The sequence below is a fragment of the uncultured Aquimarina sp. genome, from assembly GCF_947500065.1.
Classification (GTDB): Bacteria; Bacteroidota; Bacteroidia; order Flavobacteriales; family Flavobacteriaceae; genus Aquimarina.
In genome coordinates, this window is sequence record NZ_CANMQT010000003.1 from 151,518 (window position 1) to 171,788 (window position 20,271).

Genomic DNA, 20,271 nt, shown 5'->3' on the forward strand with positions numbered 1-20,271 from the left:
CATAAGTTCATGACAAAAGAAGAATTACTATCTAAATTAAAAACTATTATAGAACCTTATGTTCAAAATCAAGAAGAATTTCAGCATCTTTCTGAAGATACTAACTTTATTGACGATTTGGAGATCAATTCTGCTAATCTGGTAGATGTAATTTTGGATGTAGAAGACGAATTTGGTATCGAAATAGATAATGATGGTATGGATAAAATGCTCACAGTAAAAGCATCTATACAGGTGATTCAGGATAAACTAGTAGCCAAATGATAGGTAATGATATTGTAGATCTCGAACTCGCTGCCGTACAAAGTAATTGGCAGAGAAAAGGTTGGTTACAAAAAATCTTTACTGAATCAGAACAAAATAGAATTTGGAAGGCAGAAAATCCTAATCAAATGGTATGGAAGTTATGGAGTATGAAAGAGGCTGTGTACAAAGCACATCAGAGACGTTTTTCATTATCTCCCAAATACAACCCTCGGGATTTTATCTGCGCAGATACATTGGTAGGTATTGATACGTATTGGTATCAAACTGTTTCAAAACAAACAAAAAAGTACGTTTATACCATTGCGTATACTGATGACACGAATTTCATTTCGAAAGTTTTTACGGATAAATCTTTAGAGTATAAAAAAACACTTCAATATTATATTGCTGATATATTAGATGTGAATCTATCCGCTGTCTCTATAAAAAAAGATGACAATGGTATTCCTGGCGTCAAAATACATAATAAATTTACGGATATCCCTCTTTCTTTATCTAGTCACGGCTCATTCTCGGCTTTTACCATTAATTTGTAATAAAATAATATTTGTTTTTATACATTTGGTTTTAACAAATTCAATAATTCATTAATCAAAACAATTGCACATATTATGTCATTTCCTAAATCAACTATTGTAATAACGGCTATTACAATGGTTCTGTTTTCCTGCTCAAAAACAGAACAAGAAGCTAAAGTTTCGGATGCTTCAGAAACAATAGAATTTAAAATAGATTACGAAAAATTCACCTTGGATAACGGTTTAGAAGTTATTCTACATGAGGATCATAGTGATCCAATTGTCGCGGTAGCTACGATGATGCATGTAGGTTCTAATAGAGAAAAACCTGGTAAAACTGGTTTTGCCCACTTTTTTGAACATATGTCATTTAATGATTCAGAGAATACACCTGTTGGAGCTAATAGAAAACTAATTCCGGAATGGGGTGGACAAAGAAATGGAGGAACCTGGAGCGATGGAACAGTATATTATGAAGTAGTTCCAAAAGATGCGTTTGAGAAAATCTTATGGATAGATTCAGATCGTTATGGATACATGATTAATACGGTTACTGAGGCAGCTTTAGAAAGAGAAAAACAGGTGGTTAAAAATGAAAAACGTCAACGTGTAGATAATGCACCCTATGGATATACAGATGAAATCGTAAGGAAAAATCTATATCCAGAGGGTCATCCATATAGTTGGACGGTAATAGGATCATTACCAGATTTACAATCCGCAACACTAGAAGATGTTAAAGAATTTTATAAGCAATATTATGGCGCTAGTAATGGTTCTTTAGTTATTGCTGGAGATATTGATATCGAAGAAACTAAAGAATTGGTTAAAAAGTGGTTTGGAGAGATTGAAAAAGGACCGGATGTTGCTCCGTTAAAACCAATGCCTGTAAGTTTATCAGAGAGCAAATCGTTATATTTTGAAGATAATTTTGCAAAACTTCCTGAGCTAAGAATGGTATTTCCTTCTGTAGAGGAATATCATAAAGATGTTTATGCACTACAGATTTTAGGACAATTATTGACCGGAAGTAAAAAATCGCCTTTATATAAAGTAATTGTGGAGGAAAAGAAATTAGCTCCAAGACCATTTACCTTTCAACGATCAAATGAATTAGCTGGAGAATTTACATTTGGAGTACGTGCCAATGCAGGGGTAGATCTTGATAGTGTTAAAGCTGCTATAGATGAAGGGTTGGCTAGATTCGAAAGAGATGGATTTGATGATAATGAATTAAAAAAAATCAAAGCGGAATTAGAAACTGGATTGTATCAAGGGTTTAGTGAAGTATTAAGTAAAGCATTTCAATTAGTACAAGACAATGAATTTAATGGTGATCCAGGATATATCACGAAGACCGTAAAATTGACAAATGCAGTTACTAAGGATGATATTATGCGTGTATTCAATACATATATAAAAGATAAAAATTATGTAATGACCAGTGTTGTTCCGAAGGGACAATTGGATCTTGCTGTTACAGACTCAAATCAGGCTATTGTATGGATTGAAGAGGTTAAAAATGATGTTGCCAGCGAAGAAGTTAGCCAAGGAGAGGAAGCAGTTTATGAAAAAACACCTTCAGCACATGATCGTAGCGAACCTAAATTTGGAGAACTGCCATTGTTTAAGTCTCCAGAAGTCTGGACAAGTCAAGCGGCTAATGGTGTTAAAATATTCGGAATTGAGAATACAGAACTTCCGTTAGTGAATTTTGACATTACTGTTGCAGGAGGACATCTTTTAGATCCTATTGATAAAGCGGGAGTTTCAAGTTTAATGACGAGCTTGATGATGGAAGGAACAGCGACTAAAACACCAGCCGAATTAGAAGAAGCTATCGGTCTATTAGGGGCATCTATTAATATGTTTAGCTCTAGTGAAGAAATTAGAATTACCGCATCTTGTCTCTCTAAGAATTTTAAGGAAACGCTGGCATTGGTAGAAGAAATTATATTACAACCACGATGGGATGAAAAAGAGTACAATCGATTAAAACAAGCTTTACAAACGAGTTTGAAAGGTCGTGAAGCTAATCCTAATGCAATTGCATCGGTTAATTTTAATAAACTTGTATATGGAGATCAGCACATCTTAGGAGTGCCGAATTCTGGTACACTGGAGACTATTGATAATATTACATTAGATGATGTAAAAGCTCACTATAAGAATTTTTCTTCTAAAAATGCGGTTTTCCATGTTGCAGGAAACATAAATCAAGAAGAAGTAAATACGGCATTATCATCCTTAGCATCAAATTGGAATACCGAAAAGGTGGAAATTCCTGATTTCAAAACTGTTGAAAATAACCAAGTAGATCAACTATATTTTATAGATGTTCCTAATGCAAAACAATCCGTAATTTTTATTGGAAACTTAGCATTATCATCGACTAATGAAGAGTTTAATAATTTAGAATATGCAAATGAAATTCTAGGAGGAGGATCTAGTGGTAGATTGTTTCAAACTCTTAGAATTGAAAAAGGATATACTTATGGAGCATATTCTGGTATCAGAGGACTAAAAAATATAAGTCCTTTTACTGTAAGAACAAGTGTCCGTGCAAATGCTACCTTACCATCATTAAAAATCATTGAAGACATGATTACTAATTATGGAGAAAGTTTTGATGAAGCCTCTGCAGAGATTACAAAAACAAAAATTCTGAAAGGAAGTACCAGAGCTTATGAAGGCTTGGGAGATAAGCTTAACATTCTCAGAGAAATGAGTAAATACAATAAACCAGCATCGTTTATTGAAGATGATCAAAAAGAATTAGTTGCTATGACAGCGCTAGATTTTAAAGCGATCATAGCCAAGTATATTCAGGAAAACAAAATGATATATGTAATTGTAGGCGACAAAGCAACACAATTAAAAGAAATTAAAAAATTTAATAAAATAGTCACAGAATTAGATATTCACGGACATAAAATCTAATAACAGACTAATATTGTATTTATTAAAATGGTCGGATGTAAAAACATCTGACCATTTTATTTTTATAGGGGTTTTGCCCCTCATAAATACCGTATTTATACCCTTACACACCTTGTGAATCATCAGTATCTTTACTAAAGGGAAAATGAATACACAAAAACAATTCAAAATGATTACAGAATTAATAACTAAAGGGGAAGATAAACGTGATAATAAGATTGAAATTACACGTTTAAAAGAGATGAATATTGTCAATAATGGACTTTTGAAAACCTCAAAAAAGCTTGCAAAAGCTTATAATATAAATATATAAGGTATCATTATGATATATTTGATGAGAGCATTAAATATGTTTAATAGTATATTTATTTAAGGATTGGGAAATCAAAAACAATATTCAATTTGTTTTTCTCCCTTTCATCATGAATATTTACACCATAATCGCTAGTATATATAGTAGTTTTACCTAAAAGGTTTTTTGTAATATCAAGGGTGAAATTAATAATAACTTCTTTCGTAATACCTTTGATAGTAAGGTTACCGATTACTTTGTAGTTATTATCACCAAAATGAACTACCTCTTTACTTTCAAAGGCTATTTTAGGGTATTTCTTTTTGTAAAAAAACTTTTCCCACATCAGATGTCCATCTCTTAAAAAATTGTCAGTATCTAGAGTATTTACAAGAGCTGTACCTTTAAAACTAGCATTGTCAGAATCTTCAGGATTAAAAGATATTTTGAAATCAAGACCACTAATAGTACCGCCAGTCTCTTCGGAAACAAAATCAAAAGAAATTTTTGCGTTTTTTTTATCGAACTCTAATTTGATAACATCATTAATAAGCGCATCTTCATGTCCAACATAACCATCAGAAACATTAGTAATATCATTAGAAGAAGCTGGAAATTGACCATATCCGAAAGTGATCAAAAAGACTAAGAAAAGGACGAAATTAATGTAGGTTTTCATATTGCAAGTTATTTTTTATAATATATAAATAAACAATAATTATTCCAAAAGCTTTAACAGATCAAAGGTTCTAAAACATTTAAAATGAGGTGAATAATTATAATTTGATGTTAACGTTTCTATTTAACTCTGAAAAAAAATATAACTTAGAAAGGAAATTGAATACCAGTCAGGTAACTAAACCATAAACATTTACATATGGAAAGTCAAAAAAAAGAGAAATCCTGGTCAAAAAGAAAGTTTGCAGATTTCCAAAACAAGTATCGTCGATCTTCTAATTTCGGATATGGATCCAAGAGAGATAAATTTGCTATCGCTGGTGATGGTGAATTGTCCGTTCCCGAAAAAAAGAATACAGACGATAAAGGTTCTACTAACTAATAGTTATTGTTTTATCTTTCTCATGGAAGCTTTTAGATATAGTAGAATCCCAATGGATATTGCAGCACAAATCGAGAACCCTAAAAATAAGGGGAGTGCTGTGTTTTCAACAAATCTTCCTATATAAGTACTAATAGGAACAGCCATTAGTGTGCTTATAAATCCCGTTATCGCAGCCGCAATTCCTGCAATATGACCAACAGGTTCCATGGCTAATGCCCTTAAGTTTCCAAATAAAAATCCAATCGAAAAGAATTGTAATCCGAAGAAAATTAATAAGACGGTTACATTAGGATTTGTAACTCCATAAAATAAGACAATATATAATAAGGAAATACCAAAGAAAGCGTATAACGAAATAGAAACTAGTTTTTCCATTCCGTATTTTAGAACCAATGTGCCATTCAAAAAAGTTGCAGTACCAATAGAAATAGCTAATAACGCAAAGATATACGGGAACTCATCTTTTAGTTGATATTGCTGTTCGAAAATTTGCTGAGAGCTACTAAGGTACACCAAAAAAGAACCTACAATGAATCCAGAAATAAGGGTATATCCAATGGTTGCTTTATAGTTAGATAATTCTTTTATTCCATTAATAAAAATACGTGGAGAAAATGGAATTCGTTTAGAAACTTCTAAGGTTTCAGCTTGTCTTTTCCAAAACCAGAGAGAAACTAATCCACTAAATATTAATTGAATATAAAATATTGCTTGCCAATTATAATGATCTAATACCGTTTTTCCTAAAGCTGGAGCAATAATAGGAACCAGGATAAAAACTACAGTAATAAATGACATAATACGAGCCATATAATCGCCACTGTAACTATCACGAATCATAGCAATTGCAATAGTTCTGGGAGCAGAAAGGCCTATTCCTTGAAGAATCCTACCTGCTATCATAACTGTTAGGTTTGTGGCATTAATGCACATAAAACTAGCTAAAATGAAAAGAGCGAAACCTATATATACAACAGGTTTTCTACCAACACTATCCGAAATAGGTCCAAAAATTAGCGGACCGATACCTAGACCTAAAAAGATCATAGTAATCAGTAATTGATTATCTGCTAATTCGGTTGTACCAATATTAATTCCAATGATATCTAATGCGGGTAATAGCGCATCAATCGCCAACGCTACAATAGACATTAATGAAGCCATCAGGACAATGAATTCTAACTGTGCATATTTCTTTTTGAGCATCCGGCAAAAGTAGCTCATTTAGTAATACATTGTAATATTCATCATTGCTATTTAACCTTTATTTAGTAGCAACGTATTTTTAGTATTAAAACTGGATTTAATTTATTGATCGTTTTGCATTATCAATTTCAAAATATGCAAAAGCTTTTTTAAATTATTTTTCGATTAAAATCTTTCGGTTAATTATCTCTTTTCCATTTGTAATCTTTGCGATATATAATCCAATTGGTAAATGTCCTAAACTGATTGAACCGATTCCATTTTCTATTTGCTCATTATGCACTGCTTGACCTACACTATTGAAGATGTATATTTTAGCAGTTTTCGAACCATCAATACTAATATGAAGTAGATCAGAGAGCGGAATAGGATAAAGATTAATATAAGTTTTTTTAATTTCGTTGGTTCCTAATCTAGAATTTTCGACTGTATCAAACCTCCATTGTTGATTTTGATTGGTGCTACCAGAGGTCCATAGATATACGTTTTGATCAATAGCGCCGCCACGGTCACCATCTAATGAATAATTCGTTCCTCGTTTTTGTAATCGATAATGTCCTGAACCAGCATCTATTTTTTCCCATTGCTGACCATAGTCTGAAGCGTCACAAGGTTGTAGTGTCACATCTTGTCCATTAGTACCTCCAGATCCTCCATCTAAGCATACATTGGTATTGTATTTTTGATATGAATAATAACCTCCTCCGCGATCAATTTCTGTCCATGTTAAATTATTATGCTGCACATTGGTATACAATTCAACACTTCTGCCTACAACAGCTCCGCTACCACCATCAATAGCAAATCCGGTAGCATTTCTTTTTATTAATTGGAAGTTGCCTCCACCAGTCGTAATAGCTTCTCCATATACTTCTACTTCAGCAAGAGATAAAGTACCATTTCCATTTATTTGCACTTTGATTATATGACCAGTTACTCCACCTGCATTTACAGTGATTGAAGGGTTAGGAGCAGAGGTAAAAGACTTAGAAAATGTAGTGTCTCCATCCGAATTTATAATAGAGACGGTATAATTTGATAACCTGTTTGTACAACAATCGGTTCTATTAAAAACGACAATTTCATCAATACTATAACTGGACTCCAGATCCACTTGCCACCAAGGGTTTACCTCTGTTTCTGTATGAGTTACAGATCCTCCTGACCACGATCCATTGGTATTATTGTCTATAGCTCTTGGAGCAGCACCTCCATGTGCTTGATTGGTCGATGACTGTGTAGCTGTTCCTCCTAAGGCGAGGTTGTCTGATCCTCCATTATCATTATTTCTGGAAATTTTAATACTATTAAGATTAAATGAGTTAGAAGCTCCACTAGCCAGAACTTTCATGCTTTGTACCCCTTTAGATAATGTGATTCCTGTTTTAACTGTAAGATCATTCCATATTTGTGTTCCTCCCGTTGCAGCTAAGGGTACTTCTCCTGTTTTATCATTGCCTCCAAATTCGAATTTGATTTTACCACTGGCACTGTTCGCTGCGTAGTTTATAGATATATCATAGGTAGCTGTTTCTGGCACATACACTGTGTATGCCAACCATTCTCCTGAGGCTATCCAACCTATATTATAACCACCTCCAGTACGAGTTTGTACGTCTACATTTTCATCAGTACGATATTGATTTCCAGAATTACCATTAGAAGAATCTTTATAGGTTCTTCCTTCTCCAATCACAGGAGAGTAATCATAGTTTTCTGCCTCAATGGTCATAGGTAAAACATTCATATTATAATCAGGTAATCCGGCTGTAAACCCACTGATTGGATCTCCATAACAACCAGATGGCCTCCTATAAGTCAGACCTCCCCAACCAAGAGCATCATTGGTCCAACCAGCTTGTTCATATCCATCTATTTCTATTGATTTGTCTCGAGCACGTAATGTCCATTTCGCTTCATCTTCTGATTTAAATCCTCTACCGATATAATGTCCTACAGACATCTCCCAATTAGGACGATTTTTTGTAAAACCTCCAATACCGTCTGGACTTATAGACTTACTGTACCATCTTTCAGTTCTATCAAAACCTTGAAGAAAAGTACTTGGTTCCCAGGGAGAGGTTTGATCAGGATATGAAGCTAGATATGATACATTATAACGTAATGAATATTCTAATCCTAATAACAAACGATCATCTTCGTGACTGTATAAATCATCTCCTTGATTCCATGCCATTTCTGCCATAGCGTTTAATAATCCCAAACCAAACATTACATGTGCTTGATCTCTAGATGATTCTTGACATTGCCCCGTCTCATAAATATAATTGGTCAATACTTCATTATACCCATAATCAGGGATAGAGTTTCCTTGTGAAGTATTATAGGTATCTACGTGTTCTCCTGAATCAATAAGATTTGTGTGTGTTCTTGGACCTGATGGATACGATAAATCATCAGAACGGTGTGGTTGTCCTTTTATATATCTAAGTGCACGATCATACATGATTTCGTTATCCAAAAAGATTCCCATCGCCATAACCGTACGCCAACCTGACAATCCCTGATTACCGTGACGTCCAGGATCTCCTTGATAGGAACTCCAATAAAATGTGCTATTAGACCTGATATCAGAAGGAACGGTTGTGTTAGAGTATCCAGGATACACTAACATATCTTTAAACTTTTGTATATCAGATGCTGACCAGTCAGAGTAGGTGCTTTTTATAATTTCTGCGGCTTCAATCATTATATGAGCAATACCGCCACTTAGTGCTTCTGTTCCGTTACTGGTTACTGATTTTAAATTAGACCAAGCTTTAAAAATTTCTATTGCTTTTTCGGCATGTCTAGTATCTTTGCTAACATACCATCTAATGGCATTATAATATGCAGCACGAATATCACTATTCCAAGCATTATAATTGGTTCGAGGAGAATCTCTTGCTAATAATGTAAAGCTTTCATTTCCTTGAACATTATAATTATAGCTGGATTTAGAATCAGCAATCATATTTTGATAGGAAGTATACCAAGGGTCTATTTTTGCTTCCACCATATATTTCATCCTATCAAGATCTGATTTCTTATGGGATATGCCAGGATGTACCATCTGAGCTTCTGCAAAATGTATAGCTATGATGTGAAAAAAGAATAATAAAATGACTTTTTTAATAGGATAAGAGTAGTTCATTGTGTCAATTAGTTAGTTGGTTAATTCTTTTATTGGTTAACCAAAATTTATTTTGGTCAACCAATTTATAAATATATATAATCATAGAGTATAGGTAGGTGTCTCTTTAGAATTCGTAAGTACATTTTTAGAATACGCTGGCGATGAAGCTTTATAAATTTCAAAATTAGATTAAAATAGCGGTCAACAACGGAACCATAAAGGATAAAATTCGTAAATTACGGTATGAAAATTGATTATTAACTTATTGTAAAACAAAATGATAGAGAGATGAGGAGTTTAGTTTTTATGTTAATGATAGGAGGTATGCTGATTGGATGTAATAGTGCTAAAAAGACAATAGTACCAACCGCAAAAAGTGAAGCATTGCAAGTATTGATTTCGAAAAAAAGCTTTAGCATTGAATCGGATTGGGCGTATCCATTGAGAACAGCCAGTATGAATAGTATTGCAAATAGTGGATTACTTCCACCTGGAAGTTCTTCTGGTGGCATCACTTTGATTGGTAATTCGAATCATATTAAAATTTATGGAGATAGTATTGCTATGAATTTACCATACTTTGGAGAACAACAACTTCCTAGACGGTTTACACGAAATGGAGGAGGTATTGTATTTAAAGGGATACCAGATCATTATGAAGTGATAAAAGATGAAAAACGACAACAGCATGTAATAAAATTTTCAGCAAATAATAATATGGAATCTTACAGAGTGATTATCACCTTATTTCCAAATTGGAGTAGTAACATTACCGTAAATAGTACTCATAGAACTTTTATTAGATACGCAGGAACTGTATCTGCTTTAGATGCTGAAAGTAAAATAGTTACTAATTAAGATTCGTGTATAAAGTTTGATGATTAATATCAGTACATTAAAGTATGTATTACGACACCTCGCATAAAATCAATATTATCAGATTGTATATTTTACTGATTTATGAATACAAAATCAAAAATACTCCCATCATAATACCAAACAATGGAACTAATTTTTTTCGTTTGTTTTTTTCTTTAAAAACAAGTCCACCTATAACAACAGCAATTAATATCTGACTTCGCTTAATAGCGGATAATAGCATAATTAAAGCATCAGGATCTTGTAAAGCTTTAAAATAAAAATAATCTGCTGCTTGTAATAAAACACCAACCGCAATGATCGTCCAGCGCCAGGTGAATTTTTTTCGCTTTTCAGTATTAGGAAACCAGGTTATAGATAAAATACCTACTAAAATTAGTACCGTATATGTACAAAACCAAAATTGTAAAGTTTGAGGATTCAATGATAAGTTCTGAATCAAGAACTTGTCATATAAACCACTAGAAGCTCCTAAAAATGTTGCGCCTATAATAGCAAATACCCATTTATTTCTTTTAAAGTTAATCCCTTCTTTTTTTCCTATTTTAGAATATAGTATAACGGAAAAAATAATAAGAAAAAAGCCAATCCATTGCAACAAATTAGGTTTCTCTTGATAAATTAAAATAGCGCCAATAAAAGTGAAAAAAGGACCAGCAGAACGTATCGGAGTTACTATGGTTATTGGTAAATGCTTTAAAGCTTGATAAGCCAGTACCCAGGATGTTGTCATTATAATCGATTTTATAAAAATAAAACCATGTGTCTTCCAGGAGATATTATCAATATGAAATCCTATTTGTTGAGTATATTCAGGAAAATAGATGGAACCTATAAAAACAGGAAGAAGTAATAAAAGTCCTGAACCTATTGTTCCTAGAAGTACAGGAAAAACTTCATTTCCTTGAACCGCATGTTTTTTACATAAATTGTGTAATCCCAAAAAAAGCGCAGCCAATAGGCCTAAATACATCCACATGGCGCGAATATAAGTTTTTAACTCATTTTGTAATTAGATTACTAGTACAATTTGAAATTAGAAATATAAAATTATGTTTACTAATGAAATATCGTTATCATTTTATTTGAATGTATAACGTTGTTCTTCTGTTGAAGATGCGTTTAGCAATTGGTTAAATGTTTTAATAGTATTAAAATCTTTGGTAATCTCTCCAGAAACTGCTATTCCAGAAATACCTGTTTTTAATATGTCAGTAACATCTGGTACAGTAATGCCACCAATACCAATAATTGGTGTTTTAGTTTTTAAAGCACCAATAATTTCGGTATAACCGTTTAAACCTAAAACCGGACTTAAATTGTCTTTTGTTATAGTGTATCTAAAAGGACCTAAACCGATATAATCAACTTCTTTTTCAATTAATGTTTCGCAATCTTTTAGAGTGTTTGCCGTTCCACCAATAATTTGCCAAGTATATAAATCTTTTCTCGCTATTGTAGGACAAGTGTCTGTTTTTCCTAAATGAACACCATCTGCTTTTACCTTTTTTGCTATTTTATAATAATCATTAATAATTAATCTGGTTTGAAAATGAGATGTGATTTCTCTAGCTTCTTCGGTTAATTTTAAGATTTTTTTTTCTGAAAGATTTTTTAAACGTAATTGTACTAATTCTGCACCAGATGTACATGCTTTTTGAATGTTTTCCAGATGCATTTTTGGAGAACTTCCTTGTGATATGTAGTGTAGTTTTGGTATAATCATGTTTTAGTTTTTGTTATAGATCAAAAATCAGATACAATGCTAAGCGGTTACTTTTTTAGCGTATTCCATAAAATTAGACTCAAAGCGTTTCAGTTTTGGGTGTATTTTTTCTGAGTATAACACAAACTGACATTTTTTAATTACTCGAGTAATGGAAAGAATAGCTGTATATGCCGAATTTTCAGTTAAAAACTCAGCATCATCTACACTAAATATTTTTAATTGAGACGTACTTACTCCGTTTGATAAAAACAACTTATTAAGTGTCTTAGGTGTGGAAATAAGAATATCTATACCTTCAAAAATTTCTGATTTTATCAAATCAATATGAAACTTTTCGTGGGCTATATATACTCGTAACGAATTACGCTTAGTATATGCTAAAAAAGTGTCATATAATTCCGCAGCTCTTTCTTTATTTTCTACAAGAACTATAGCTCTTGGAGCATTTCCAACTGCCTCGCATTTTAATTTTTGCAAGGTAGTAAGTATAAGTGTTGTTGTTTTTCCACTATCTTTTTCGGCTGTACAAAATACATTGGCACCGCTTTTTATTACAGGAATACTCTTGCTCTGAAAAGAGGTAGGTGTTGCTATTTCTAGATACGCTAGCATCTCTAGTATGTTGGAGTGTAATTTTTTAAAAGGCATAGTACTTAAGGAGATGACTGTTTTTCGCGAAATATTCATTATGATCAGGGCAAATATACTACCTAGAAACTAAATAAATGGATGTAATTACTTTTTCTATTACAGTGTAATAGATACTACACTATTTCATTCCGAGTAATAGACTTATGGACTAAAATGATTTCTCCATACCGATTTAAAAGGTAGGAGAGAGGTGATAAGCCAAGTGATAAATAAGTGTATAATTTTCAATAAAAAAACTATAAATAAAATGTTAGGAATGCTAGTATAGCATCTCTGGGCTGGATAAGTCTTCTAGATTTTGATGGACGAGAGATCTTAAAAAATTGAAGTTATGTTATTTTTTATATAACATAATTATGAATTTTGTAATAAATTAAGAATAAAATTAACAGTTATATAAAATTAACTATATTTGCCGCATTCAATTATTTATTATTCACGCATAATACTTTTAAACTATTTGGCGCAAATTATTTAACACAAATTAATTAATCTTAAAACTTTCGAAATGAAAACTCAACTAAGCGTTACGAAAAAAACCTTATTGCTTTTAGCAATTACATTTATGACCACCGCAGCTACCTATGCGCAACAGGTTATTAATGCCACCATTCAGAATGATGGAAGAACAAGACAATACCGGCTTTATGTTCCCCAAAGTTACGATGCAAGTAAACCCGCTCCACTTATTTTAAATTTTCATGGGTTTACCAATAATATTGATACACAGTATAACCAAAGTGACTTTAGGCAATTGGCAGAAGACAATCAATTTATATTTGTTACCCCTCAAGGCTTGGGCTTTTTAGCTGGATGGGCAATAAATAATAATTTTGGGGGTAATGAGGACGATTTAGGATTTTCTGATGCTTTAATTGATAAAATCCAAGAAGATTATAATATCAATGAAAAACGTATTTATGCGACTGGATTTTCAAATGGTGGTTTTTTTAGTTATCGACTAGCTTGTGAATTAAGTCCAAGAATTGCGGCTGTTGCTTCAGTGGCTGGAAGTATGACAAGAAGTTGGATAACTAATAATCAATGCCAACCCCAACATCCAACAGCTGTATTGCAAATAACAGGTAGCAATGACAATGTTATTTCTATAAATGGTAATGGTTCAAATAATTCTATTCAGCAAGTAATGGAATATTGGGCTGCAGTTAATAATGGTGACTCCACACCTGACATTATTCAATTAGGAGGCGGATCTACTCGTTCTATTTGGGATAATGGAGATAATGGTGTGACTGCAGAATTTATTAGAGTTCAAGGGAAAGCACATAGCTGGAATGGAGGAAATGTAAGTACTTCTCAAGAAATTTGGGACTTCTTTTCGCGATTTGATATCGATGGAGCAATTGATGGAACACCGCCGCCACCTCCTCCAACGGATACTTGTTCTGGAGATATATCTTCTTTCCCTTTCAGTGAAAGTTTTGAAAATAATTTTGGTGATTGGAGCAATGCTACATCCGGTGATGATATAAACTTCACAAGAAACTCTGGAGGTACTCCTTCTAATCAAACAGGACCAAGTAGCGCAGCGGACGGAAGCACATATGTTTATGTTGAAGCATCTGGCAATGGTACAGGATTCCCTAATAAAAGAGCGATTCTTAATTCACCATGTCTTGATTTTAGTAGTTTGACTACTCCGACACTTAGTTTTCAATACCATATGTTTGGAAGTGCTATAAATAGTTTAACTGTGGAAGCAAGAAAAAATAATGAAGGAGCCTGGGAATCTGTGTTTAGCAGAAATGGCGCACAAGGTAATAACTGGATTACAGCTAATGTTGATCTTGCTACATTTGCAGGAGATGCTAGTGTACAATTACGATTTAATGTGGTAACAGGATCTGGTAATAGTGGATGGCAAAGTGATATTGCCATTGATGCAGTAAGTATTCAAAATGGTTCTGGAGATCCAAACCCAACCTGTGATAGTATTAATTTTAATGATTTTGCAATTACTTCTTTCTCTAATCAGGATAGTGCAGGAGATTTTTCTATAGGAAGTGGTGGAGATGCGTTGTCTTTATCAAATAATACTTGGAAATACATTGGTCTTAATTATACAGTAACGGCTAATACGGTTATCGAGTTCGAATTTAGTAGCACATCCCAAGGAGAAATTCACGCAGTAGGTTTTGAAAATAATAATTCCTTAACATCGTCACGATATTTCAAAGTACATGGTACTCAAAATTATGGAGTAACAAATTTTGATAACTATTCTAGTGGTACGACAACATATGTAATACCAGTAGGTGCTTTCTATACAGGAGATATGGACAGATTAGTATTTATCAATGATAACGATGCTGGTTCAGGAAACAATTCTATATTCTCTAACGTAAAGATTTATGAAGGATCTTGCGGAGGCTCTCTAGTATCAGAAAGAACTAATGATGCTATTGATTTGACCCCTATTTTGGGTAACGAAGATGAAGGTATAAGTACTTTCAAAATGAGCCCTAACCCGACAATCGATCAATTCTCTCTTAATATAAACTCAGAAAGTACTAAAGAGATAATGGTTAGAATATATACTATATTGGGACAGAAGAAATACGAAGCTAGATTAAATTCTGGTGTAAACAATTTCTCTGCCAAAAGCTTAGGGCTTAATACCGGAATTTATGTAGTAAAAATCCAATCCGAAGGAAATAGAGATGTTACTAAAAAACTAATTGTTAAATAAAATAATTAAGTACTAACTAATTATTCATGAATAGATGCTTCAATTTTATGATTGAAGCATCTTTAGATTTTAAGAATGTTATACTTCGTGATAAAGTTAGTGTAAAATGAAACTATTTATAACTTTATTTAGTGATAATACCTATTATAAAAACAACTTTATCTTTTAGCGTTCATAAACTAATTCTACCATTTATAAAAATACAGTGCAAGAATTTGTATTTAACCATTACATTTGTTTTGTGCAGACAATTACAGCAATAGTTATAGATGATGAACTAAGCGCAAGAAATGTGTTGAGTAATTTATTATCCAGAACAAATAAAAACATTGAGGTTATCACTACCTGTGGTAATCTGGAAGAAGGTGTTGAACAAATCAAGAAATTTAAGCCTGATGTGGTTTTTCTTGACGTACAAATGCCTAATTATGCTGGCTATGAAATCGTGAGATTTTTTGATGTGATTAATTTTGAAATCATTTTTGTTACCGCTTTTAACCACTACGCTATAAAAGCTTTTGAACTTAATGCTATCGACTATTTAGTAAAACCCATAGAACGCTCAAAACTCGATAGTACTATTGAAAAAATAGAAGTAAAACTAAAGCAGAAATCTGCATTAACCGATTATAATATCTTACTTAAATCTATAAAAGAAAAAGATTTTAATAAAATTGTAATTCCCGAACTTGGTGACAGGCGAATTGTGAATCTAAGTGATATACTAGCGATACAAGCAGAAGGAGCTTACAGTAAATTACTGTTAATAGGAAATAAAACTATTATTGCCAGTAAAAACTTAAAATATTTTGAAGAAATTTTACCAAAAGACGCCTCATTTTTTCGTGCGCATCGTACATGGATTGTAAATTTAGATCATGTAGAATTACTTAATAAAACGGCTCAAACTATCACTATGATTGATCAAACGGTCAAAGTGAAGATTTCAAGAACAAGGATTGAAGCATTTCAGAAAAAACTAAGTTCAAACCCCTTAAATTGATAAAAAAGATTACATTCATAGTATGTCTCATTTGTGTTTTTAATAGTGATGCGCAAGAACCTGTTTCTATACAACTTTCAGAAAAAGATGGCTTACCGGATAAAGAGTTTTATAATATAATAGAAGATGATAAGGGCTTTGTTTGGTTATGCGCAGATAAGGGTTTTTTTAGATACGATGGTAAACACTTTGTAAATTATAGCAATAAACAGCAACGTGGTCTATCTGTTTTTGGTGTCAAACAAGACGCATCAGGTAAGATATGGTGCAACAATATCTCGGGTCAATTCTTTTATGTAAAAGATAACCGTTTAGAATTATTTATAGACTTGAGTGAAGAACTAAAAGGAGAACTTGCCGAGTTCGAAATTTCAGGCTCTAATTTGTTGGTCTTTTCTGGGAGTTTCATTCTTACCATAGATATTAAGGATAAAAAATACAGCAAAAAAATACAGAGCAAAAAGAAGTTCGGATCTCCATTTAAAATTGATGATACTTTTTATGTAGAAGATAATGATATCATTTTAAATCTAAAATCAAACGTTAATATAGCTCCATTGTTTCAGATACGTGAATCGGCATTAAATAAATCTTCTAAAAATAAACGAGGTAAATCAAGGTTTTTCAAAATAGGAACGTCTGTATTTTTTAATCAAAATTTAAATGATAAAAATGTGTTTTTTCAATATGATTTACACTCTAAAATGGCGAAACCCATTTATGAACTAAATGATATTTCAAACGAAAGAATTTATGATTACTTTGAAAATAACAACGAAATATGGATTGCTACTAATTCTGGAGTATGGATCTATAAATTGATTTATGGAAAATTGAATTTTGTCAAACGAATTTTTGGATCGCTAAATGTTTCAAAAATAATAAAAGACAGTGCACATAATTATTGGTTTACTACTTTAAATAACGGAGTTTATGTTGTGCCAAACATCGCTATAGAGATCAGTGACCTTTCTACAAAAGATGCTAATATAACCGCTCTGGATAAGGTGAATGATTCTGTTGTTGTTTATGGTACTACAAAAGGAAATGTTGGGTTTTATAATTTAATAACCAACAAAAATACAAGGATCACACTACCAACAAAAGATAGAGTTTCGGCAATAAAGTTCTATCATTCTTATAATCAATTATTGATAGGTAAAGATATAAACGGCTATGTTTTAGACTATGATTCACTGAATATTGAGAAAATTGAACAGTTTCAAACTGTTAAAAGTATATGTATTTTAGAAAACAACACGCTTCTTTATACCGATTACTATAGAGTTGGACTGATAAAAGAAGGTAAGTTTAATGAACAACCAACATTTATTTCTAGAAACAAAAGAACCTATGCTTCTCATTACAATTTTAAAACAAAAGAAACACTGATTGCATACGTTGATGAACTCAAAGTTTTTGATACTTTATGGCAATCTAAGACCATTAGATACAAAGACAAACCTATTTTTGTAAAAACCATAAGCCAAACTTCTGATGGTATTATTTGGGCAGGTACGTTTAAAGATGGTGTTTATGGTATCAAAGATAATGAGGTTAGACATCATTTTTCGACTTCAAGTGGTTTAACATCCAATAATATTCAAAAAATTAAAGGCGATGCAGATGGATTGTGGATTGCCTCTGACAATAGTATTCAATTACTTAGTTTAAAAACTAAAACATTTAAAACGCTCACAAAACGTGAAGGCGTTCTATCTTATGATATAACTGGTATTGAAATATTTGATAATAAGGTATATTTTGCCTCAAGTAATGGTTTGTTTTCAATTAATAGTGCGAATAGCTTCAAAAATCAGAATCCTGAAGTGTATTTTAATGCATTTAAGATCAATGATACGGATACAAGCCTTACGGATAAGTATAAATTAGATTATGACAAGAACACTATCGAAATTGGATTCAATGTAAATGGTTTTTTGTTCAATCACAAAGGAACTTATCAATATAGGTTAAAAGGACTTAATGATAGTTGGTTTATGACCACAACAGGAGTAAATTTTGTGAAATATAATAGTCTTCCTGCAGGGAATTATACTTTTGAAGTAAAACCTTATCTCGAAAATTTTAAAAATAATAGTGCTACAAAATCATTAGATTTTACTATTAGAAACCCCTTTTGGAAAACGTGGTGGTTCTTTCTTGGAATTATAGTATGTTCTATCTCTTTGGTCACATATTATTTAAGAAAAAAGATAAAAACAAAAGAAAAGGAACGTGAGGCCCAACTCGAAAAAATTTCGTTAGAAAAAGAGCTATTAACTATCAACTTAATGGCCTTACGTTCTCAGATGAACCCTCATTTCATATTTAATTCATTAAATTCTATTCAGGATTTAGTCTTAAAAGAAGACACTGAAACTTCTTATGACTATATCGTTTTGTTTGCTAATCTTATACGGAATACTTTAACATATTCAAATCAAGATTTTATAGCTGTTGATCAAGAATTGGAATTTTTAGAAGTTTACCTAAGACTTGAGAAATTACGTTTTGGAGATTCTTTTAATTATACCATTTCTTATAAGGGAGAACAAGACTTATATATCCCGTCTATGATGATACAACCTTTTCTTGAAAATGCTTTGGTGCATGGTTTATTACATAAGGAGGGACAAAAAAGACTTAATGTGTCGTTTGAGTATAAAGAAGATTATTTATACTGTGTAATTATAGATAATGGGGTAGGCAGAAAAAGGGCAGAGGCCATAAGAAAAAGACAAGGTAATCATCACGAATCTTTTGCTTTAAGCGCTATTAATAAACGTCTTACTATTCTTAATAAACGTTTTGATCAAAACATAGGCTATGTCATTGAAGATCTATACGACGAACATCGCGGTGCTATAGGCACCAAAGTTATTTTAACGATGCCTAACAAGAAGAGTTTATAACAAATATAATATCCAGACTGTGACTTTTTTCACTTGATGAATCCAATTCGCAGTTCATAAAGTGGATTGATGAAATTTTATATTCTAGTAGTTAATTAGCATAAATATTAATTATTAATGATATAAAATGGAAAATTTAAAAAAGGGATTATTTATTTTAATAATTGGACTGCAATTAGCATCGTGTGGAGGTAGTGATGACAATATTGAAGATACTCCAAAAGACAAAAGCATTACAAAAGCCTATTTCACAAAAACAGTCTCGAACTTTAGAGACACCTATTTTCTTTTTAATTTAGGAGATGTAATCAACAACTCTTGGGATGCAGAGATATCAGTTGAAGGATATAATAGTGCTTACAGTTATGAAATAAAAATTAAAGGAGATGTATTAAAGGAAGAATATACGTTACCTCTTCAATTTTCAAACACAGAAGATGATACTAACCCAAGTATAAACATATTAAACTTTACTAAAGAGTTATTTGAAGCTAAAGTAGATACTTACAAAGCTTTTATTATAGAAAAAGAAAGTAACACCGAATTAGAAATTAATATTCCAGCCATTTCACCTGATAGACCTTACATTATGGTTGACGGAGATGAAGATGGTTTTTTATATAATTTTTTCTTCTCTGTAGAAAGAAATACAAGTTCTGCAGTTTTGATCGAATTAAACTTACCGACTAGACAAAGATTCGATTTTTTCTTTGGAGGGTCTTGGGCTCTTGCCAATGGCCTAGATTTAAGTGTTGAAATCTATGATTTAGACTTAAATAAGTTAGGAGAGGTTGCAACAAATAGATTTGTAACAGACAATAATGTAGTAGGTTATTCATTCATTACATCAAATTTTACAACTTATATTCCAAACACAGGAGAATATTTTTTAAGATTAAAAGGTTCTTCAGCAAGCGAGTTAAGATATAGCCCATATCAAAAAATTAACATAACAAAATAAA

The 20,271-nt window shown here is 32.2% G+C and carries 16 protein-coding genes; 10 read left to right on the forward strand and 6 right to left on the reverse strand.

Annotated elements, in window-relative coordinates:
* Nucleotides 1–9 precede the first annotated feature (9 nt).
* From Q0975_RS10795 to Q0975_RS10810, 4 genes are all read left to right on the forward strand, one after another.
* The gene (locus Q0975_RS10795; RefSeq protein WP_299436350.1) at nucleotides 10–264 is read left to right on the forward strand and encodes a phosphopantetheine-binding protein; all 255 of its coding nucleotides are present in this window, start codon (nucleotides 10–12) and stop codon (nucleotides 262–264) included.
* Entirely contained in the window at nucleotides 261–803 is a 543-nt protein-coding gene (locus Q0975_RS10800) for a 4'-phosphopantetheinyl transferase superfamily protein (protein WP_299436352.1), read from the forward strand. Before Q0975_RS10795 ends, Q0975_RS10800 begins: the two co-directional genes overlap by 4 nt.
* 75 nt (nucleotides 804–878) lie before the next feature.
* Nucleotides 879–3,725: a pitrilysin family protein gene (locus Q0975_RS10805; RefSeq protein WP_299436355.1), complete on the forward strand. Its 2,847-nt coding sequence runs from the start codon at nucleotides 879–881 to the stop codon at nucleotides 3,723–3,725.
* Between the two features lie 169 nt (nucleotides 3,726–3,894).
* Nucleotides 3,895–4,038: a hypothetical protein gene (locus Q0975_RS10810; RefSeq protein WP_299436358.1), complete on the forward strand. Its 144-nt coding sequence runs from the start codon at nucleotides 3,895–3,897 to the stop codon at nucleotides 4,036–4,038.
* Between the two features lie 52 nt (nucleotides 4,039–4,090).
* Here Q0975_RS10810 and Q0975_RS10815 read toward each other — a convergent pair whose 3' ends face one another.
* A complete protein-coding gene (locus tag Q0975_RS10815; protein ID WP_299436361.1) occupies nucleotides 4,091–4,696 on the reverse strand; it encodes a YceI family protein in 606 nt (201 codons plus the stop codon).
* Between the two features lie 198 nt (nucleotides 4,697–4,894).
* Here Q0975_RS10815 and Q0975_RS10820 point away from each other — a divergent pair, with 198 nt between their 5' ends.
* Complete coding sequence (locus tag Q0975_RS10820; RefSeq protein WP_299436364.1) at nucleotides 4,895–5,077, forward strand: hypothetical protein; 183 nt, start codon at nucleotides 4,895–4,897, stop codon at nucleotides 5,075–5,077.
* 3 nt (nucleotides 5,078–5,080) lie between these two features.
* Here Q0975_RS10820 and Q0975_RS10825 read toward each other — a convergent pair whose 3' ends face one another.
* Together Q0975_RS10825 and Q0975_RS10830 are read right to left on the reverse strand one after the other, a co-directional pair.
* Nucleotides 5,081–6,286, reverse strand: coding sequence for a multidrug effflux MFS transporter (locus tag Q0975_RS10825; protein WP_299436367.1), 1,206 nt, complete (start codon nucleotides 6,284–6,286; stop codon nucleotides 5,081–5,083).
* 154 nt (nucleotides 6,287–6,440) lie between these two features.
* Nucleotides 6,441–9,440 carry a carbohydrate-binding protein gene (locus tag Q0975_RS10830; protein ID WP_299436370.1) on the reverse strand — a complete coding sequence of 1,000 codons (3,000 nt, stop codon included), beginning with the start codon at nucleotides 9,438–9,440 and terminating at the stop codon, nucleotides 6,441–6,443.
* 270 nt (nucleotides 9,441–9,710) lie between these two features.
* Between Q0975_RS10830 and Q0975_RS10835 the strand changes: the two genes are divergently transcribed.
* Complete coding sequence (locus Q0975_RS10835; protein WP_299436373.1) at nucleotides 9,711–10,280, forward strand: DUF4251 domain-containing protein; 570 nt, start codon at nucleotides 9,711–9,713, stop codon at nucleotides 10,278–10,280.
* A gap of 100 nt (nucleotides 10,281–10,380) precedes the next feature.
* On the opposite strand, the gene Q0975_RS10840 is transcribed toward Q0975_RS10835, so the two are convergent.
* From Q0975_RS10840 to Q0975_RS10850, 3 genes are all read right to left on the reverse strand, one after another.
* The gene (locus Q0975_RS10840) at nucleotides 10,381–11,280 is read right to left on the reverse strand and encodes an EamA family transporter (RefSeq protein WP_299436375.1); all 900 of its coding nucleotides are present in this window, start codon (nucleotides 11,278–11,280) and stop codon (nucleotides 10,381–10,383) included.
* Nucleotides 11,281–11,382: 102 nt separating this feature from the next.
* Nucleotides 11,383–12,027 carry a thiamine phosphate synthase gene (gene thiE, locus Q0975_RS10845; protein WP_299436378.1) on the reverse strand — a complete coding sequence of 215 codons (645 nt, stop codon included), beginning with the start codon at nucleotides 12,025–12,027 and terminating at the stop codon, nucleotides 11,383–11,385.
* Nucleotides 12,028–12,066: 39 nt separating this feature from the next.
* Nucleotides 12,067–12,642 carry a DEAD/DEAH box helicase gene (locus tag Q0975_RS10850; protein WP_299436380.1) on the reverse strand — a complete coding sequence of 192 codons (576 nt, stop codon included), beginning with the start codon at nucleotides 12,640–12,642 and terminating at the stop codon, nucleotides 12,067–12,069.
* Between the two features lie 547 nt (nucleotides 12,643–13,189).
* Between Q0975_RS10850 and Q0975_RS10855 the strand changes: the two genes are divergently transcribed.
* From Q0975_RS10855 to Q0975_RS10870, 4 genes are all read left to right on the forward strand, one after another.
* A complete protein-coding gene (locus Q0975_RS10855) occupies nucleotides 13,190–15,391 on the forward strand; it encodes a T9SS type A sorting domain-containing protein (protein WP_299436383.1) in 2,202 nt (733 codons plus the stop codon).
* Between the two features lie 241 nt (nucleotides 15,392–15,632).
* Nucleotides 15,633–16,394 (forward strand): response regulator, encoded by a 762-nt coding sequence (locus tag Q0975_RS10860; protein ID WP_299436386.1) that lies wholly within the window; start codon nucleotides 15,633–15,635, stop codon nucleotides 16,392–16,394.
* Complete coding sequence (locus Q0975_RS10865) at nucleotides 16,391–19,309, forward strand: histidine kinase (RefSeq protein ID WP_299436389.1); 2,919 nt, start codon at nucleotides 16,391–16,393, stop codon at nucleotides 19,307–19,309. Before Q0975_RS10860 ends, Q0975_RS10865 begins: the two co-directional genes overlap by 4 nt.
* Before the next feature lie 127 nt (nucleotides 19,310–19,436).
* Nucleotides 19,437–20,270, forward strand: a complete 834-nt coding sequence (locus Q0975_RS10870) for a hypothetical protein (RefSeq protein ID WP_299436392.1) — start codon at nucleotides 19,437–19,439, stop codon at nucleotides 20,268–20,270.
* The last annotated feature ends 1 nt before the right edge of the window (nucleotide 20,271 follow it).

Coding starts and splice junctions, on each gene's coding strand:
- Q0975_RS10795 (WP_299436350.1), top strand. CDS start 10: ATGACAAAAGAAGAATTACTATCTAAATTAAAAACTATTATAGAACCT.
- Q0975_RS10800 (WP_299436352.1), top strand. CDS start 261: ATGATAGGTAATGATATTGTAGATCTCGAACTCGCTGCCGTACAAAGT.
- Q0975_RS10805 (WP_299436355.1), top strand. CDS start 879: ATGTCATTTCCTAAATCAACTATTGTAATAACGGCTATTACAATGGTT.
- Q0975_RS10810 (WP_299436358.1), top strand. CDS start 3,895: ATGATTACAGAATTAATAACTAAAGGGGAAGATAAACGTGATAATAAG.
- Q0975_RS10815 (WP_299436361.1), bottom strand. CDS start 4,696: ATGAAAACCTACATTAATTTCGTCCTTTTCTTAGTCTTTTTGATCACT.
- Q0975_RS10820 (WP_299436364.1), top strand. CDS start 4,895: ATGGAAAGTCAAAAAAAAGAGAAATCCTGGTCAAAAAGAAAGTTTGCA.
- Q0975_RS10825 (WP_299436367.1), bottom strand. CDS start 6,286: ATGCTCAAAAAGAAATATGCACAGTTAGAATTCATTGTCCTGATGGCT.
- Q0975_RS10830 (WP_299436370.1), bottom strand. CDS start 9,440: ATGAACTACTCTTATCCTATTAAAAAAGTCATTTTATTATTCTTTTTT.
- Q0975_RS10835 (WP_299436373.1), top strand. CDS start 9,711: ATGAGGAGTTTAGTTTTTATGTTAATGATAGGAGGTATGCTGATTGGA.
- Q0975_RS10840 (WP_299436375.1), bottom strand. CDS start 11,280: ATGTGGATGTATTTAGGCCTATTGGCTGCGCTTTTTTTGGGATTACAC.
- thiE (WP_299436378.1), bottom strand. CDS start 12,027: ATGATTATACCAAAACTACACTACATATCACAAGGAAGTTCTCCAAAA.
- Q0975_RS10850 (WP_299436380.1), bottom strand. CDS start 12,642: ATGCTAGCGTATCTAGAAATAGCAACACCTACCTCTTTTCAGAGCAAG.
- Q0975_RS10855 (WP_299436383.1), top strand. CDS start 13,190: ATGAAAACTCAACTAAGCGTTACGAAAAAAACCTTATTGCTTTTAGCA.
- Q0975_RS10870 (WP_299436392.1), top strand. CDS start 19,437: ATGGAAAATTTAAAAAAGGGATTATTTATTTTAATAATTGGACTGCAA.